Origin of the sequence: Paraburkholderia silviterrae (assembly GCF_004353915.1) — a bacterium.
Classification (GTDB): domain Bacteria; phylum Pseudomonadota; class Gammaproteobacteria; order Burkholderiales; family Burkholderiaceae; genus Paraburkholderia; species Paraburkholderia silviterrae.
In genome coordinates this window covers 75,226-93,185 of the sequence record NZ_SMRP01000017.1, presented here as the reverse complement: position 1 = coordinate 93,185, position 17,960 = coordinate 75,226, and the positions used below count along the sequence as shown (strand labels likewise).

At 63.7% G+C, this 17,960-nt stretch carries 14 protein-coding genes; 10 read left to right on the top strand and 4 right to left on the bottom strand.

Annotated features, from left to right (window positions below):
* Positions 1–184: 184 nt before the first annotated feature.
* A complete protein-coding gene (locus EYW47_RS27260; protein WP_133197947.1) occupies positions 185–397 on the top strand; it encodes a DUF1059 domain-containing protein in 213 nt (70 codons plus the stop codon).
* A gap of 20 nt (positions 398–417) precedes the next feature.
* Here EYW47_RS27260 and EYW47_RS27255 read toward each other — a convergent pair whose 3' ends face one another.
* Positions 418–819, bottom strand: coding sequence for a hypothetical protein (locus tag EYW47_RS27255; RefSeq protein WP_133198030.1), 402 nt, complete (start codon positions 817–819; stop codon positions 418–420).
* A 244-nt stretch (positions 820–1,063) separates the two neighbouring features.
* Here EYW47_RS27255 and EYW47_RS27250 point away from each other — a divergent pair, with 244 nt between their 5' ends.
* Together EYW47_RS27250 and glnA are read left to right on the top strand one after the other, a co-directional pair.
* Positions 1,064–1,267 carry a hypothetical protein gene (locus tag EYW47_RS27250; protein WP_133197946.1) on the top strand — a complete coding sequence of 68 codons (204 nt, stop codon included), beginning with the start codon at positions 1,064–1,066 and terminating at the stop codon, positions 1,265–1,267.
* A gap of 18 nt (positions 1,268–1,285) precedes the next feature.
* The gene (gene glnA / locus EYW47_RS27245) at positions 1,286–2,794 is read left to right on the top strand and encodes a type I glutamate--ammonia ligase (protein WP_133197945.1); all 1,509 of its coding nucleotides are present in this window, start codon (positions 1,286–1,288) and stop codon (positions 2,792–2,794) included.
* Between the two features lie 111 nt (positions 2,795–2,905).
* Here glnA and EYW47_RS27240 read toward each other — a convergent pair whose 3' ends face one another.
* Positions 2,906–3,415: a DUF1269 domain-containing protein gene (locus EYW47_RS27240; RefSeq protein WP_133197944.1), complete on the bottom strand. Its 510-nt coding sequence runs from the start codon at positions 3,413–3,415 to the stop codon at positions 2,906–2,908.
* A gap of 209 nt (positions 3,416–3,624) precedes the next feature.
* Here EYW47_RS27240 and EYW47_RS27235 point away from each other — a divergent pair, with 209 nt between their 5' ends.
* The 5 genes from EYW47_RS27235 (at position 3,625) to EYW47_RS27215 (ending at position 8,653) form a co-directional block, all read left to right on the top strand.
* Positions 3,625–3,954 carry a hypothetical protein gene (locus EYW47_RS27235; RefSeq protein WP_133197943.1) on the top strand — a complete coding sequence of 110 codons (330 nt, stop codon included), beginning with the start codon at positions 3,625–3,627 and terminating at the stop codon, positions 3,952–3,954.
* Between the two features lie 65 nt (positions 3,955–4,019).
* Entirely contained in the window at positions 4,020–5,117 is a 1,098-nt protein-coding gene (gene pdhA / locus EYW47_RS27230; protein WP_133197942.1) for a pyruvate dehydrogenase (acetyl-transferring) E1 component subunit alpha, read from the top strand.
* Positions 5,110–6,090, top strand: a complete 981-nt coding sequence (locus EYW47_RS27225) for an alpha-ketoacid dehydrogenase subunit beta (protein WP_133197941.1) — start codon at positions 5,110–5,112, stop codon at positions 6,088–6,090. Before pdhA ends, EYW47_RS27225 begins: the two co-directional genes overlap by 8 nt.
* A 4-nt stretch (positions 6,091–6,094) precedes the next feature.
* Positions 6,095–7,219: a dihydrolipoamide acetyltransferase family protein gene (locus EYW47_RS27220; RefSeq protein ID WP_133197940.1), complete on the top strand. Its 1,125-nt coding sequence runs from the start codon at positions 6,095–6,097 to the stop codon at positions 7,217–7,219.
* A 102-nt stretch (positions 7,220–7,321) separates the two neighbouring features.
* A complete protein-coding gene (locus tag EYW47_RS27215; protein WP_165976687.1) occupies positions 7,322–8,653 on the top strand; it encodes a protein kinase in 1,332 nt (443 codons plus the stop codon).
* Between the two features lie 57 nt (positions 8,654–8,710).
* Here the strand turns inward: EYW47_RS27215 and EYW47_RS27210 are convergent, their stop codons facing one another.
* Positions 8,711–12,184, bottom strand: coding sequence for an adenylate/guanylate cyclase domain-containing protein (locus EYW47_RS27210; protein WP_133197939.1), 3,474 nt, complete (start codon positions 12,182–12,184; stop codon positions 8,711–8,713).
* Between the two features lie 556 nt (positions 12,185–12,740).
* Here EYW47_RS27210 and EYW47_RS27205 point away from each other — a divergent pair.
* Positions 12,741–13,874, top strand: coding sequence for an extracellular solute-binding protein (locus EYW47_RS27205; protein WP_133198028.1), 1,134 nt, complete (start codon positions 12,741–12,743; stop codon positions 13,872–13,874).
* Positions 13,871–16,822: a bifunctional diguanylate cyclase/phosphodiesterase gene (locus tag EYW47_RS27200; protein ID WP_133197938.1), complete on the top strand. Its 2,952-nt coding sequence runs from the start codon at positions 13,871–13,873 to the stop codon at positions 16,820–16,822. Before EYW47_RS27205 ends, EYW47_RS27200 begins: the two co-directional genes overlap by 4 nt.
* A gap of 116 nt (positions 16,823–16,938) precedes the next feature.
* Here the strand turns inward: EYW47_RS27200 and EYW47_RS27195 are convergent, their stop codons facing one another.
* Complete coding sequence (locus EYW47_RS27195) at positions 16,939–17,712, bottom strand: NAD(P)/FAD-dependent oxidoreductase (protein WP_240763942.1); 774 nt, start codon at positions 17,710–17,712, stop codon at positions 16,939–16,941.
* Positions 17,713–17,960: the final 248 nt, after the last annotated feature.

Below are 17,960 nucleotides of genomic sequence, written 5' to 3'. Positions count from 1 at the left end.
ATTAGCAATCCTGATTCGTTATGAAGAATGTCCGGCTTGATCCGGCGCGGCGCGTGTTGCGGGGGCTTGGGCGGCGTCGTCTCCTCGATATTTTAGCAAGCCGAATGCAGGGAACCTAAAATTTGTTCGCATGCTTCGGTAATCTTGTGGACATGCATGTAACTGGCTAACGAGGAGTCTCGTCATGACTAGAAAGTACATAGACTGCCGGGAGTTTCCCAGCGAAATGAATTGCACCGTGGCGATTTCCGCCGATTCGGAGAAGGAGTTGCTTGAGGCCGCCGTGCAGCACGCGGTAACGATCCATCACCACGCGGATTCGCCGGAATTGCGCGCACAGCTCGTCACGCTATTCCACGAGGGCACGCCGCCCACGGAGGCTCCGCGTACGGCATGAGGCGTCGGCTACGCGGCGAATTATCCAAACAAACGCCCCCATACCGTGCGAATCCGGCGCGCGCGGTCTTCGAGCAGAAACGATGCCGCGAGCGCGAACAATCCCGACATGACGCCCGTAAGGAGGTGTTCGAGAACGTGATTGCGATAGTGGCTCGTGTGAGACAAGGCGTCGCCTAACGCAGTCAGGCAGCCGACGACGAGAGCGTTGCCGTATCGATTCGCGTACAACTTCGCCGCCGGCGTGAAGGTGAGCAGCACGGCCAGCACGCCGGTGATGAGCCCCGTCCTGAACGCGATGGCCCAGTGGGCGAGGCTCATGAAATTGCCCCAGCTCCCCGGCATGCAGGTCATGCATGCGCTGGTCGGCTGCCAGAAGCGCTGGATAAACAGCTTGATGCGGCGTTGCCACTCGCTTGTCATGTCGCGCTCCACAATGGATGGCATGGGGGTTCTGGCGAGATTCTACCTTGCGCCCGACTGCACCAAAATGGACCCGTGGTATGTCCAATCCCATTGCCTAAAATGAAATGGCCTACGGGTCCGGACCGGGACGGCGCCTTACCCCGCACGCATGTCCGGAAACGTTGACTCGCAAAGGGGAGGCGTGATGGCCGGCCCGGCCGGCACGCGCCATGCTCCCCATGGATTCTTTAACGGAGGTCACATGAACGTTAGCAACAAGGGCGATGTGCGCGCATTCGTGCATACGGCCGAGCGGACGGGCGGCTGGGTCTGGGTCATCTCGCTGGTCGACTTCGCCGCGCGAGACGTGCGGCGCATCTTCGTATCCGACGAGACCTACACCAACCAGCGTGCGGCGAAAGACGCGGGCGATGCCCGCCTCGAGGCGCTCGCGCACGACCAGTAGCCGTGCCGGGAGAACCCCATGTCCAGCCCCAAAGGACCCTCGGGACCCTCGGCGCCCGAGGTGGCCATCGACGCCGGCAGTTATCGCGTGACGCGCCCCGAAAACCCTCAGCAGGTCATCGACCAGTTGCGCAAGCACAAGATCGAGATCGTCGACCTCAAATTCACCGATCTGCCCGGTCTCTGGCAGCACTTCTCCATCACGTTGCCCGAGGTGCACGAAGGTCTCTTTGCCGACGGCATAGGCTTTGACGGCTCGTCAATCCGCGGCTTCCAGGAAATTCAGGAATCCGACATGTTGCTGAAGCCCGATCCCACGACCGCGTTCATCGACCCCGTGAGCGACACGCCCACGCTCTCGCTGATCTGCGACGTGGTCGATCCCGTGCTGCATCAGCCGTATTCGCGCGATCCGCGCTACATCGCGAAGAAGGCCGAGGCGTACCTGCGGCAGACCGGCATTGCCAGGACGTGCTACTTCGGGCCCGAGCTCGAGTTCTTCATCTTCGATTCGATCCGTTTCGGCCAGGACGCGCACAGCGGCTACTACTATGTCGACTCAGCCGAAGGGGACTGGAATACGGGCAGCGACGAAGGCGCGTACGGCGGCGGCAACCTCGGCTACAAATCGCGCTACAAGGAGGGCTACTTCCCGGTGCCGCCGCACGACACGCTGCAGGACATTCGCTCGGAGATCGTGCTGTTGCTGCTGCAGGCCGGCGTGCAGGTGGAAGTGCATCACCACGAGGTGGCGACGGCGGGGCAGAACGAAATCGACATGCGCTTTTCCACGCTCACGCGCATGGCCGACAACGTGATGATCTACAAGTACATTTGCAAGAACGTGGCGCGCCAGCACGGCAAGGTGGCGACCTTCATGCCCAAGCCGCTCTTTGCCGACAACGCGAGCGGCATGCACTGCCACCAGAGTCTCTGGAACGATGGCGAAAATCTGTTCTACGACGCCCACGGCTGGGCGCTCACATCGGCGCTGTGCCGTTGGTACATCGGCGGCCTGCTCAAGCATGCGCCGGCGCTGATGGCCTTGTGCGCACCTACCACGAATTCCTATAAGCGCCTCGTGCCCGGCTACGAGGCGCCGGTGAATCTGGCGATGTCACAACGCAACCGCTCGGCGGCCGCGCGCATTCCTACGTACTCCGATTCGCCCAGCGCGCGGCGTGTCGAGTTCCGTTGTCCCGATCCATCGGCCAATGCGTACCTCGCATTCGCGGCGATGCTGATGGCGGGGCTCGACGGCATCGAAAACAAGACGGATCCAGGCGATCCGCTCGACGTCAATATCTACGATCTGCCGCCCGAGAAAGCGAAGAACGTGCGCCAGGTGCCGGGTTCGCTCGACGAAGCGCTCAGGGCGCTCGAGGCCGATAACGAGTTCCTGCGCAGAGGTGATGTCTTCACCGAAGACGTGATTGATACCTGGCTCGAGTACAAGCGCAAGCGCGAGATCGACGCGATCAGAATCCGGCCGCATCCGTGGGAGTTCTATCTGTACTTCGACGTCTGATGTTGCGCGAAGATATCGAAGTTCGGCGGCGGCGGGTCCGGCGCCGCGTCGAAACCGATAGCTCGAAACCGACACCTCCACGCAGCCCAACGTGCAGCCGAACCCGCGCGCTTACGGGAAAATCGGCGTGGTGGGCTCCGCGCCTTCCGGATCGGCCCTTGGAACATGCCTGGCGACCGTCTGCGCGATTTCCTCCTCGCGCGAGGCGGGCACGTCGGCCATGATCAGGAATTGCCCGTTGCGGATGGCCTCGCGAAAGCGTTCGAGCCGCGCGTTCGGCTCGTCCACGCCGATCATGGCGGCCGTCCATGCGCCGAAGCCCGCGCCAGCCAACGTCAGGGCCACGACCGCGCCGCCGCCGATGACGAGCTCCGCCGGCGGAAAGACCAGCGCCGCGAGGCCCACAATGGCGCCGGCCGCGCCGCCCAACGCCACGCCGCGTTCGAGCGCATGCACGACGTCGCTGCTTTGCAGCAAGGACGCACCGGGCAATTCATCGAGCTGGACCGTGTGGTTCGCGAGCACATGCAGATGCCGCCAGGTGATGCGTGCCAGCAGCAGGTCGTCCACGACGGCCCTGGCAGTGGGAATGTCAGGTGCCAGGAAATAAAGACGTCTCATGTTGGCCCCCCTTCGCTCAAGCGAGCGTGCGCCACACGGCAATATTTCATGGTACGCCTGCTGCAGCGAATTGGCGCGGCGTGCCCGGAGCGGGGCGCACCGGGTGAATTTGCGTCAACGCGCGAGAACGCTACGGTACATATCCGCGCGCAACTGCATCACGGACGTGTAGGATAGAAAGCGTCGTGCCAATCAGCACAGGTGCCACTATGACCTCAAACTCTCGTGAGTTTCACAATGCCGATGCCGAGGCGCTGGCTACCCTCGCTGAATATCTCGAGCTGCTGCTGGACCGGGGGCAGAGCCTGATTCTGGTGCGCAGCCACGCGGAGAGCAGCGACATATTTCTCGGCGACGCAAGCGAGCCCGAGGAGGGCTGGACACGCCACGGCGCGATTCGAAACGCGATGGCGAGCGCCGTGCTGGGCGTCACCCAGTCCGGGTTCAACGAGCTCACCATTGGCGGGCAGACTTACCGCTTCGTGCGGGCGTTCACGCAAGTCGCCAACCAGGGCGCCGTGGTCTTTAGCGCTGCATAGGGAAAAACCGCCACTCCACCCGCGCGAGAAGACCTACGATATTTGAAAACACCAAGGAGGCCGTCATGACCACGGCTGCCAGTTTTCAAATCGGCTACACGCAGTATCTCGGCCCCGACGGCGAGCCCGTTCATCCGCTGCCGTCCTTCGCAAGCGACCCCCAGGCGCTCTTGCCGCTCTATCGCGCCATGGTGCTGACGAGGGCATTCGACACCAAGGCGGTGGCCCTGCAACGTACGGGCCAGCTCGGCACCTTCGCCTCGTCGGTGGGCCAGGAGGCGATTGGCGTGGGCGTGGCCAGCGCGATGCGGCCCGAAGACGTGCTGTTTCCTTCCTATCGCGACCACGCGGCCCAATTGCTGCGCGGCGTCACGATGACGGAAAGCCTGCTCTACTGGGGCGGCGACGAGCGCGGCAGCAACTTCAGCGTGCCGCGCCTCGACTTTCCGAACTGCGTGCCGATCGGTACGCAGGTCTGCCATGCGGCCGGCGCCGCCTATGCGTTCCAGCTGCGAAAGGAGCCGCGCGTCGCGGTGGCGATTTTCGGCGATGGCGCCACCTCCAAGGGCGATTTCTACGAGGCGATGAACTTTGCCGGCGCATGGCAGGCGCCACTCGTGCTCGTCATCAACAATAACCAGTGGGCGATTTCACTGCCGCGCAGCCTGCAGAGCGCGTCGCGCACGCTCGCACAAAAAGCGGTCGCTGCGGGCATCGACGGGGTGCAGGTCGACGGCAACGACGTGATTGCCATGCATCATGTGGTTGGGGCGGCACTCGCGAAGGCGCGGCGCGGCGACGGTCCCACACTGATCGAAGCGCTCAGCTATCGGCTGGGCGATCACACGACGGCCGACGACGCCACGCGCTATCGCGACGCCGAGGTGCTCAGCCAGCAGTGGGAATTCGAGCCATTGCGCCGCTTGCGCTCGTACCTGTTGCGCATGAAGGTGCTGGACAAGGCCCAGGACGAGCAGCTCGGCAAGGCGTGTCACGCCCAGGTCGAGCAGGCGGTCGAGGCGTATCTCGCGGTCGCGCCACCGGATGTGGCGTCGATGTTCGACCATCTCTTCGAGGTCCTGCCGCTCGCGATGCGCGAGCAACTGGCGATGGCGCAGCGCTTCGCTCAGGCTGCACCCGTTGCGGAGAACGGCCATGGCTGACTTGAACATGGTCGAGGCGATCAATCTCGCGCTCGCCTGGGCGCTCGAGCACGACCCCGACGTCGTGCTGCTCGGCGAGGACATTGGCGTGAACGGCGGCGTGTTTCGCACGACGGCGGGCTTGCAGGCGCGCTTTGGCGCGCAGCGCGTGATCGATACGCCGCTCGCGGAAACGGCGATTGGCGGCGCGGCGGTCGGCATGGCCGCCATGGGGCTGAAGCCTGTAGCGGAGATTCAGTTCAGCGGCTTCATTTATCCGGCCATCGATCACGTGCTGAACCATGCGTCGCGTTTGCGGCACAGGACGCGCGGCAGGCTCACCTGTCCCCTCGTGATCCGGTCGCCATGCGGCGCGGGCATCCATGCGCCCGAGCACCACTCAGAAAGCCCCGAAGCCTTGTTTGCGCACATACCGGGCTTGCGCGTCGTGACCCCGTCGTCGCCTGCGCGCGCCTATGGGCTGCTGCTGGCCGCCATCCGCGACCCGGACCCGGTGATGTTCTTCGAGCCCACGCGTCTCTATCGCCTCTTCAGGCAGTCCGTGGAGGACAACGGCGAAGCGCTGCCGCTCGACTGCTGCTACGTGCTGCGCGATGGCGCGGACGTGACGCTCGTGAGCTGGGGCGGCGCACTGCAGGAAGCGCTTGCGGCCGCCGATCTGCTCGCTCAGGAAGGCGTGAGCGCGGAAGTGATCGACGTGGCCACGCTCAAGCCGCTCGACATGGACACGATTCTTGCCTCGGTGGCCAAAACAGGGCGCTGCGTGATAGTGCACGAAGGCTCGCGCACGGGCGGCGTGGGCGCGGAGATTGCTGCCGGTATCGCGGAGCGCGGCCTGTATTCGCTGCTTGCGCCGGTGCAGCGCGTGACGGGTTATGACGTGGTGGTTCCGCTCTATCGACTCGAAAGTCACTATATGCCGGGCACTACGCGTATCGTCGCCGCGGTCAGGCAAGCGCTGGAGGCGCAGTGAAACCATGAAGATCTTCAAGCTGCCCGATCTGGGCGAGGGCCTCCAGGAAGCGGAAATCGTCGAATGGCACGTCAAGAGCGGGGACGAGATTCGCGCGGACCAGCCGCTCGTGTCGGTCGAGACGGCCAAGGCGATCGTCGAGATTCCATCGCCGCAATCGGGCCGCGTTGCGAAGCTGTTCGGCAAGCCGGGCGACATCGTGCATCTGGGGGCGCCGCTGGTCGCGTTCGAAGGCGGCAGCACGGGCGCCGAGGATGCCGATGCGGGCACCGTGGTCGGCCACATGGAAGTGGGCCGGCAACTGGTGCAGGAGGCGCCGGCTGCGCTCGGAGCCGGCACGGGTGCGGGGCATGGCGCCATCAAGGCGATGCCCGCGGTGCGGGCGCTCGCGCGCAAGCTCGACATCGATCTCGCGATGGTGACGCCTTCGGGGCCCGAGGGCGTCGTCACGGCCGCCGACGTGCAGCGCGCGGCCAAGCTGCTCGCCGAGCTCGGTCCGCCCGAAGTGCTGCGCGGCGTGCGCCGCGCGATGGCGCAGAACATGGCGCGCGCCCAGAGCGAAGTGGCGGCCGCAACCGTCATCGACGATGCCGACATTCACGCGTGGCCGCCCCATACCGACGTGACGATCCGTCTGGTCCGCGCGCTGGTGGCCGGGTGCCATGTGGAGCCGGGGCTGAACGCATGGTTCGACGCGAAGATGGAGCGGCGCCACGTGCTCGCGAAAATCGATCTCGGCATTGCCGTCGATCTGCCGGACGGCTTGTTCGTGCCGGTGCTGCGCGACGTCGCGCATCGCGATTCGGCCGGCCTGCGTGCCGGGCTCGACCGCATGCGCGTCGACATTCGCGCGCGCAAGATCCCGCCCGAGGAAATGCGCGGCAATACGATCACGTTATCGAACTTCGGCATGATCGCCGGTAAATATGCGGCGCCCGTGGTGGTGCCGCCCACGGTTGCGATCCTTGGCGCGGGGCGCATCCATGATCAGGTGGTGGCGCACGAGGGCGCGCCCGCCGTGCACAGGATCTTGCCGCTGAGCCTCACATTCGATCATCGGGTGGTCACGGGCGGGGAGGCCGCGCGTTTTCTTCGCGCCGTCATCAAGGACCTCGAATTGCCGCAATAGCGATGGCGCGCGAGGCGTCTGCCGCTAGAATGGCCATGGCTGGCGCCGTGTTGCGCACCGGCGCTTGCCGAATTTTTTTGCCATCGTCCCATCGATCCACGTGTGAAGACCTCTACCCTCGAACAACTGCGCGACGGACAGCTCGCCGGCGCACGACAGCTCAAGCTCGCTTGCGGGTTGAGCGAATTTCCGCGCGAGATTTTCGACCTCGCCGACACGCTCGAGGTGCTCGACCTCTCCGGCAATGCGCTCACCGCGCTGCCGGACGATTTGCCGAGGCTGCGCAAGCTGCGCATTCTGTTTGCCTCGAATAACCCTTTCACCGAGTTGCCGGCCGTGCTCGGCGACTGCGAATCGTTGAGCATGGTGGGCTTCAAGGCGAACCGGATCCAGCATGTTCCGGCGCGTGCGCTACCGCTGCCATTGCGCTGGCTGATCCTGACCGACAACGCCATCGAAACGTTGCCGGCGGAGATTGGCGAGCGGCCGAATCTGCAGAAGCTGATGCTTGCTGGCAACCGGCTGCGCGCGCTGCCCGAGACCATGGCGGGATTGAGCCGCCTGGAACTGCTGCGCATTTCCGCGAACCATCTCGACGCCTTGCCCGAGTGGCTGCTGCGCCTGCCGCGGCTTGCGTGGCTCGCCTGCGCGGGCAATCCGCTGAACGCCGCGCGCGAGCGGGCGGCATTGGCCGATGCACCGGTGCCCGACATCGACTGGCATACGCTCGCGCTCGGGCAAGCGCTGGGCGAGGGCGCATCGGGCGTGATCCATCGCGCGACGCGCTTGCTGCGCGACGGGCATCCGGTCGAGGCCGTTGCCGTCAAGCTGTTCAAGGGGGCCGTGACGAGCGATGGTTTGCCGGACCTCGAAATGGCCGCCTGTCTGCAAGCCGGGGCGCACCCGAATCTCATTCCTGTGCTCGGCAAGATCACAGGGCATCCGCTCGACGAGCATGGCCTCGTGATGGCGTTGATCGATCCGGCGTTCCGTAATCTCGCGGGGCCGCCGAGCCTCGACTCGTGCACGCGCGACGTCTACGCGGAAGACGTGCGATTCGATCGGCCGATTGCCTTGCGGATCGCGCGAGGGATGGCGTCGGCGGCGCGGCATCTGCACCGGCGGGGGATCATGCACGGCGATCTGTACGCACACAACATCCTGCATGACGGCGCGGGCCACGTATTGCTCGGCGACTTCGGCGCGGCGTCGTTTCATGATGCAGCCGATTGCGCACGCGCGCAGGCGCTCGAGCGGATCGAGGTGCGCGCGTTCGGGTGCCTGCTCGAAGAGCTCGCGCAACGATTGGCCGGGCAAGCGGGTGAGCACGCCGCCGGACTCGAGGCGCTGATTGCGGATTGTCTCAGCGAGCATGTCGAGATGCGGCCATCGTTCGATGAGATCGTCGAGCGGCTGGATGCGTTGAGCGACTGAGCGGAGTCTGCCTGCCTGGTTGAGCATTGCGCCGCTTGCGCAGGCACGTGGTCCGTTCTATTCGCGATATACGTTGTGGGTCTCCTCGACTGCCGCGAGCGTGTCAAGCAACGCCTTCGCTTCCCGCAGGTCGGCGGTATCGTGGCCTTCGGTAAACCAGCCATAGACTTCGGACAGCATCTCCCGGGCCTCCGCGATTTTTCCCGCGCGCTGCCACCGGCGGGCGAGGCTCGAAGCCGCGCGCAATTCCAGCGATTTCGCATTGCGTTCGCGCGCCAGATCGAGCGCTTTGTGAAAGCAGCCTTCGGCTTCGTCGACGGTTCCTGATTGGCCATTGCCGTCGTTTTGCGCACCGAGCAGCAGGATCCCCTTGAGTCGATGCAACTCGGCCTCGTAGCAATGCTCTCCGGCCGTCTCGGCGATCGACATGGCCTCGTCCAGCACGCGTAAAGCGGCTTCCCTGTCCCCCGCGATTCCGAGGCCTTCGGCAAGGAGCGCCAGAAAGTACGAGCGCTCCTCCTCGCCACCGTGGGCCCGCTGATCGGCTAGCCCCTCGCGCATCTGCGCAATGCCTTCTTGTAGGCGGTCCTGCTTGGTAAGGGCCCAGCCGCGCAGCGCGATTCCCCACGCGAGCCAGTAGGGCAACCCTTGATCGGACGTGACCGCCATGGCGGCTTCGGCGCGTTCGAGGGCCAGCGAGACTTCGCCCCGAAGCTGGTGCAATTCGGCTGCGTAAGCCAGGGCGAATGCGAGGGTCGGCCCGTACGCGAGTTGCCGCGCGAGGGCCAGCGCCTCGAGGCTGCGCTGGTGCGCCTGATCGGGGTATCCCTGATGCCAGAGCGTCATTGCGAGGTAGTTCAGGGCCCGGATGCCCGGATCCACGCCATGAGCGAAGACATGGGCCTGATGCTGCGCCGGGTCGTAGAGCGCAAGGGCGCGCTCATGGTGCTCGCGGCTGGCCGCGAATTCGCCCAGGAAGAACAGGCATACACCCAATGCGCTATGCGCCTCGACAAGCAATCCGGAGTCCTTTTCATCGCTTGCCATGCGGAGCATCCGCTCACTCAGCTCGCGCGCCGTTGCGTATTCGGCGCGCGAAATATAGTGAATCCTTAAGCCTAGAAGCGCGGAAAAGAGCTCCGACGCTTCGCCGATCTGCTCGCACAATTGCAGCGCGCGCGTGTAAGTCGCCGCCACTTCGGGCGCGCCATAGCCTTGCACGTCCATCAGCGCGGGCCCCAGCGAAAGCAGCAGCGACAGCTCCCGGCGTGCGCGCGCGGGCGTATCGGGCAGACGCTTGAGCAGTTCCAGCGCCGCCCGCAAATGCCGCATCGCGTCCAGATGCGCGGCATGCCGAACGGCCTGCTGGGCGGCCCGGTGCAGGTACTCCACGGCCTTCGGAATATTGCCGCTCAGACTGTAGTGATGTGCCAGTTCACTGCAATAGTCGGTGATCCGGGTGGGGAACAACGTCTCGATGGCCTGCGCCGTGCGCTCATGCAGCACGTTGCGCCGCTCCGTGAGCAGCGAGTGGCCCGCGACCTCCTGGGTCAGCGCGTGCTTGAACGAGTATTCGACCTCCGGATACGCGGCCCGCTCGTAAATGAACTCCGCCGCCGCGAGGTGGGCCAGCAACTGGCGCAGGTCGTTGTCCGTCTGCGCCACCTGACCGATGCATATGCACTGGAGCAGGCTGAACGGAAATTCCTTGCCGATCACGGCGAGCGTCTGCAACAGCTCTTTCTCCGCCACCGGCAGCCGGTCGATACGGGCGGCGAGTACGCCCTGGACGGTGGCGGGAATGTGCAGGGAGGCGGGGGTGTGCCCGATCCGGTAGCGGCCGGGCTCGCCGAGCAGCGATTGCTCTTCCGCGAGCGTCTGGACGACTTCCTCCATGAAAAACGGATTACCCTCCGTTTTCTCCTGAATGAGGCGCTTGAGCGCGACAAGCGAAGGATCGTCTCCCAGCAGCGCGGTGAGCAGTCCCTGCACCTCGGCCGGGCGTAGCGGCTCGAGCCTGAGCCGCGCAGAACGACCCGCCCAGGCGGGCTCGTACTCGGGCCGATAGTTCAGCAACAGCAGCAGATGCGCGTGGGTAGAGCGCTCGATCAGGCAGGCCAGGAATGCTTCGGTCTCCCGGTCCAGCCATTGCAGGTCCTCGAACACCAGTGCGACGGGTTGGTCGTCGCTCTCGCGCGTCAGTAGCTTGATGATGGCTTCGAAGGTACGATCGCGCCGGATCTGCGGATCCATGTCGGGGAGCGCCGAGCCGCGCTCGCCAATGCCGAGCAGATACAGCAGGTAAGGCACGAGATCCTCGAAGCTGCGTTCGAGCGTGAGCACCTTGCCCGTGACTTTTTCGCGGCACTGCCGCTCGTCGTCCTCGGGTGCGATCTGGAAATAGTTCTTTAACAAGTCGATGAGCGGCAGATAGGCAAAGGCCTTGCCATGCGAGACCGAAAACGTTTCCAGCAGCAGGCAGCCGCGCCGCGAGCGCTCCTTGAACTCGTGGAACAAGCGCGACTTGCCGACTCCGGCTTCGCCGGCCACGGCGACGACCTGCCCATGTCCAGCCTTGACTTGCTCCAGCGCCTCGTGCAACTGCTCCAGCTCGGCCTGACGCCCCACAAAGCGAGCCAGCCCGCGATGCGCCGCGAGCTGCAAGCGCGTGCGCAACGCACCGAGACCCTGGACCTCGTACACCACGAGCGGATCGGGAATGCCCTTGACTTGCGTGGCGCCCAGCGCCTTGAACTCGAAATAGCCCTCGGCCAGCTTGTGCGTGAATTCGCTCACGAGGATCGAAGAGGGCGTGGCGATGTTTTCCATTCGCGACGCAATGTTGATCGTGTGTCCGACCGGATCGTAATGGGTGTGCAAATCGTCCGTGCGGATCGAGTGCACGACCACCTCGCCGGTGTGCACGCCTACACGAATTTGCAGCGCAATGCCTTTCTCCAGACGAATGCTGTCGCTGTGGCGCCGCATCGTCTGCTGCATGCGCAGCGCCGCGTAGAGCGCGCGCTGTGCATGGTCTTCGTGGGCGATGGGCGCGCCGAATAGCGCGAGGATGCCGTCGCCCAGCGACTTGGCGACGTAGCCCTCGTAGTAATGGACCGCTTCCATCATTAGCGCGACGACGGGCTCGATCAGCCGGTGGGCCTCTTCCGGATCGAGATTGTGAATCAAGGCCGTGGAGCCGGCCATGTCGGCGAACAGCGCCGTGATCATCTTGCGCTCGCCGGCCGTCTCGCCGCGCGCCTCCATGGCCGCCTGCTCGGCGCGGATGCGCTCGACCAGATGGTGCGGCGTGTACTGGATAGGCGCGGGCGGTGGACGCAAATCCCCAGGCGCGCGCGCGGAGGAGGCGGCAGGCGCGTCGGTGAGGGGCGCGCCGCACGCGTTGCAGAATCGGGCGGACGGGCTCGCCTCGTGCGCGCAGCGCGGACAGGCGCGCAGCAACATCGCGCCGCACGCCTCGCAGAACCTGGCGCCGGTGAGGTTATCGAATCCGCAGTTTGCGCAGCGCATATGACCTGGTCCTTCCCCCGTGCCCGCGTTTAAACATTAGGCGCGGTGTGCGCCTGCGGCAAGACCGTGCCAGCCCGTAGCGGCGGACGGAGAACGGAACGGCAGTGGCGTTGTTGGCGCATGCTGCAACAGCGTGCGAACCGGCCCTAAAGGATTGAATTCTCCAGCCGATATGCGGATGAGGCATCATTGTGAGCATTCGTCCTGTTCGCCGGCCACGCCCGTGCAAGCGAACTGTGCTTGTCGCCCGGATCGAACGGTGGCCGCAAGACGGCTGAGATGTTTCGAAGCATCGAATGAAGCCGTTAATGAACGCGCCAATGAAGGCGCTAATGAATGCGCCAATGAAGCCGCTAATGAAGCCGTATCGGCCCATCCTTAAACTGAAAGCGAGCGTTGCGTGGGACGAGTCAAGTTTTTCTGGTTGTGTTACTGCCTGATTGGGCTGGCTTTACTGTTTGGCTGCCGCGCGCACAAGGACGCCTCGACGAGCGCTCGTCCAGCCGCCCGGACAACCATCACCGCATTGGTTTGGGCTCCCGACTGGCCGCAGGAGATGCTGCAGATCGCCGCCGAATTCACCCGGGCGAATCCGGACGTGCGCGTGGACGTTCAATTCATGATCGGCAACTCGGTCGAGGAAAATATCAAGCCGCGCGTGGCTGCGGGCACGCTGCCCGATTTCGTGAGCGTCAATCCCAATGCCTATGCGGCCGATCTGGCGGACCAGGGCATCCTTGCCGATTTACGGCAGACGTCCGCCTGGAATAACATGCTTGCTCCCCTCAAGGCCGACTGGACCAGTCGTCGCGGCAAAGGGTTTGGCATTTCGGGCGGCGTGGCGACCACAATGATCTATTACAACCGGGCAATGTTCGAAAAGGCCGGCATTACCGAATTGCCGACCGACTTCGACGCGTTCGTGCGGGTTTGCGCGCAACTCAAACGGGCGGGCTTCACGCCCATCATGTGGAGCGGCGGTTTTCCGAATATGCTCGGCAATGGACCATTTGCTTCGGGCTTCGCCAACGACGTCGTGGCAAACGCGCCGGACTGGCGCAACAAGATGGCCGACGGCACATTGAATCTGGACACCCCCGCGGTCGCCGACATCTTCGCCAAAATGGCGCTGATTCCCGCACGCGGCTATGTCCAGCCTGCCTTTATGACGACGGGCTACGACGACGGGATCCGGCTGTTCAAGCAAGGCAAGGTGGCAATGGCTTTCGAGGGCAGCTGGTCTGCCGGCGCGATGCTGCACGGCAATGCCTTTCAGACTGGCGTATTCGTGCCGCCGTGGAATGCGCGCGGCGCGCAGGTCGTGCCGGTGCTCGGCAGCGAAACGGGTTTTGCCGTATGCGAGACGCCGAGAAAAGCTGCGGCGATGCGCTTTCTGGAATTCATGGCGGGCAAAGGTTTTCTGATCCTGCAAAAGAAGCGGCATAACATTTCGCCGTTCCGCGAAAATGCGGGCATGGCGGTCAGCGACCCGGTGATAGTCGATTACACCAACGCGGTTCGCCGCTATCCGGTTACGGCGAGCCCGTATTATTCGTCGCTGCCCTCGAATACCATCGAATATGTGCATGGGCTCATGCAGGACGTGCTGCTCCACAAAATAACGCCAGGGGAAGCCGCCAGGCGACTGGACCAGTCGGTGAAGAACGAAGCGAAGATGCACTACAAATGAACTTGATTCCCGCACCGCTGCGCGTCGCGTTCGACTACCTGTCGCAGGATCTGCTTCGGCGCGTCGAGATCCGTCACCGGCTCATGGCGGCTTTCGTGCTGCTGTGCCTGCTGCCCGTGATCATTTCGGGCTGCCTCTCGTATGTGAAATCGGTTGCGGCGATCAAGGAGAATGCGGAAGTCTTCTCGAAGGAGGTGGTCGAGCAGGTCTCGAAGAACGTGCGGATGCGCATGGAGCAGATCGAAACCGAGAGCAAGCTGCTGGTGTTATCGAACGCGCTTCAAGGCGCCCTCGCGGGCGCGACGAGCGCGAGCATCCAGCACCGCAGCGAGGCGCGCGAAGACATGGCGCGGCTGCTCCTCGAGCATTATGGGTCGGTGGATTTCATCGACCAGAAGTATCTGCTCGACAAGGACAACCGGATTCTGGACACGCAGGCGTTCGCACAATTGACGCGTGGCATCACCGGCCTCGTTCAGCGTGCCGAGGCGCAGCAGGGGCGGACCTGGTGGGGCAGCTACGACAACGGCGCTGGCGAGCAAAACCTGGGGATGGTGACCGCGATCCTCGACAAAAGCAACGACCAGAAGATTGGCAATCTGGTGTTGATCGTGAGGCCGGAGTACTTTTCCACGATCTTCAGCAATGTCGCTTCCAGAAGCGGCATCGAGATATCCATTCTCGATGCCAGCACCAACAAGGCGATCATTCGGGCCGACGATAGCCGGGCAAGTGCGGCAGCGTTGTCGGTGCCCGGCCTGATCGAGCGCATCGAGCACAACGGCGCAGCCGATGACGCGAGCCGCTTTGTGAGCGTCACGGGCACGCACGGCGAGCGCTACCTCGTCGCGTACGCACGCATTCCCAATACGAGCTGGATCGTGGTTAGCACGATTGCGGAAAAGAGCCTGACGATCGAGGCGCGGGCCGTGCGCAACCAGATCGTGCTCGTGGGCATTTCGGGCTTTCTGCTTTCGCTCTTTCTTGCGTATTTCATCTCGCGCAGCATTTCGGAGCCGCTCATCAAGCTGGTGCGCAAGATGCACGACACGGGCGACGATGCCGGCGTCCCGCTGGACGAGGGCGTGCCGCCAGGAACGGTGGCGGGCGGCCAGGACGAACTGGCGAGGCTCGAGCTGCGCTTCGAGCGCATGCGCGGCGCGATAGGACAGAAGATACAGAAGATCAACGAGATCAACGCCTCGCTCGAGCAGACCGTCGTTGAACGCACGGCGGAACTCGTGGCACGCGAGCGCGAGTCGCGCACATTGATCGAAAACTCGCCGGATACCATTACGCGTTACGACCGGGAGCTGCGCCGCATTTATGCCAACCCCGCGTTTTGCGCAACGTCGGGGAGCACTCTGGCCCAGGCGCTCGGCAAGCGGCCTTCGGAATACCCCGGCGGACCCAACGCGCTGCGCTACGAAGAGAAAATACGCGAGGTCATCGCCAGCGGGAAAAGCGCGCAGTTCGAGCTCCGATGGATCGGCAAGGAGGGGACGGAACAATGCTCCCATATCCGCATCACGCCGGAGATCGACCGCTCCGGAGAGGTGAATTCGGTGATGGCCGTCGGCCGCGATCTCTCCGACCGCATGGCGTTCGAGGCCACGATCTGGCGACAGGCCAACTTCGACGCGCTCACGGGCCTGCCGAATCGGCAGATGTTTCATGAGCGTCTCGACCAGGAAGCGCGGCGCTCGCGCCGCTCGGGACGGCGCATGGCCCTGATGCTCATCGATCTCGACCGCTTCAAGGAAGTCAACGACTCTCTCGGACACGACACGGGCGACATATTGCTGGTGGAGGCCGCGAGCCGCATCAGCGCGTGCGTACGCGAAATGGATACCGTGGCCCGTCTTGGCGGGGACGAGTTCACGGTCATCGTTCCGGAACTGAAAGACGACGAACGCGTCGAGTGGATCGCGAGGACGATCAATGCGAGCCTGGCGCTGCCGTTCAAGCTCGGTGCGGACGAGGAATTCATTTCCGCGAGCATCGGCATCACGTTTTACCCCGACGATGCCGGCGAGCTCGACGTGCTGTTCAAGAATGCCGATCAGGCGATGTACGCCTCGAAGAACGCCGGGCGCAATCGCTTCGGCTATTTCACGCCCGACATGCGCGTGGAGGCCGAAAGGCGTCTGCGGCTGACGAGCGACCTGCGCGCCGCCTTGCCGGACAGACAGTTTCAGGTGTTCTATCAGCCGATCATCGAACTGGCGACCGGCAAGGTCTGCAAGGCGGAGGGGCTGATCCGCTGGTTCCACCCCGTGCGCGGCATGATCAGCCCGCTCGAATTCATCCCGCTGGCGGAAGACACGGGACTGATCGTGCCAATAGGCGACTGGGTATTCAGGCAGGCAGTGCAGCAGGCGAGGCGCTGGCGCGAACGGTATGACGGCGCCTTTCAGGTGAGCGTCAACATGTCTCCGGTGCAGGTTCGCCAGGACAGCATGCAGTGCGCGCGATGGTCCGAGTACCTCACCCGGGAAGGCATGGCGGGCGAGAGCGTTGCCGTGGAGATTACCGAGGGCCTGTTGTTGCAGTCGGAGTCGAATATCGATGAGAAGCTATTGACGTTCCGTCGTGCCGGCATCGGTATTTCGATTGACGATTTCGGCACCGGTTATTCGTCGCTGGCTTATCTTCAGCGCTTCGAAATCGACTATTTAAAAATCGATCGGTCTTTTGTGCAGAATTTGAGCGTGAACGAAGATAACCAGGCGCTCTGCGAGGCGATGGTGGTGCTGGCGCACAAGCTTGGAATCCAGGTCATTGCTGAGGGCGTCGAGACTGCGGAGCAGCAGGCGTTTCTTAAGGCCGTGGGCTGCGATTTCGCGCAGGGGTTTCTCTATTCGAAGCCGGTTCCGCCCGAGCAGTTCGAGCGGTGGGCGTGGCCACTCGTTGCTGAGGTGGAGAGCGAGACGGGAACGGGCATGTAGTGTTTTTGTCGTTGCAGATTGCAAAGAACCAGATTCATTAGGCTCAGGTCACCGTGCACCGTAGAATATCGAAGAAACGCGGATCTTCTTCGTAGACGCCCCAGAGAAGTCCTCCGTCACAAGGTCTCATGTACACCGCAGCATCCATGATTCTGATCATCGGCAAGTCGGCTCGGGCATCGGGCATCGGGCACGGGCTCGGTGACGAACAATTGCTGCGCTGTCGTAACCAGAGGAACACGAATTCCGCAGGCTTCGGCGACCTGTCGCGTCCAGGCACCGGCTGCATCCACGACGATAGGGGCGTGTATGCGCCCGGCGGTGGTATCGACGCCGCTCACCTCGCCGTCTGCGATCAGGATGCATGTCACTGCGGTATTCGGTAATAGCACTGCACCGTTTGCCTGTGCAGCACGAGCGAAGCCGACAGCCAGTTGCGCGGGATTGAAATACATGTCGTCGCCAATGCGCATTACGGCAGCGACTCCCGTCGTTTGAAGAGACGGGTTGAGCCTGTGGGCCGCGTCGAGGGAGAGTTCCTCCACGTCCAGGCCGTGGCGCCGTCCGCGCAGGATGTCCTCCTGAATCACCTCGGCATCCGCTCGCCGCCGCGCCACCTTGAGGCTGCCCGACTGCACCCAATCCAGAGGCTGCCCGGTGTCCGCGGAGAATTGCCTGATCCCGGCAACCGCCCGCTTGATCAATTCGATCATCAAGTCGCTCTTGCGCAGGCAATTGACCATGCCCGCTGCGCGCGGAGAGGTCTGTGAGCCGATTTCGAGCCGTTCGAGCAGTGCGATGCGATGGGTGCCGCGCTTTGCGAGGTAGTAGGCTGTTGCAGCTCCGAGGCCGCCGGAGCCAATGATGACTATATCCGCGGAATCGATCATTGCTGCGTCTCCTGACTGTTGCTGCGCTCAAGCTTTAAGGTCAACGGCGCTTAAGTGATGATATACCTCGGTACAAAGCGGGAAACGGCTTGAGTGCGACGAAGCCGGCACGGGCAGAAGTTGGGCGTAGGCGTCTGGATGTGCAGGAGGAGGTTGTGCTGCATGAGGCGGGGGGGCCGAGATCGACCCTGAACTGCCGTTCAAGATCGCGCTACCGCAATGGCTGCTTCGAAGGTGCAACCGCCATT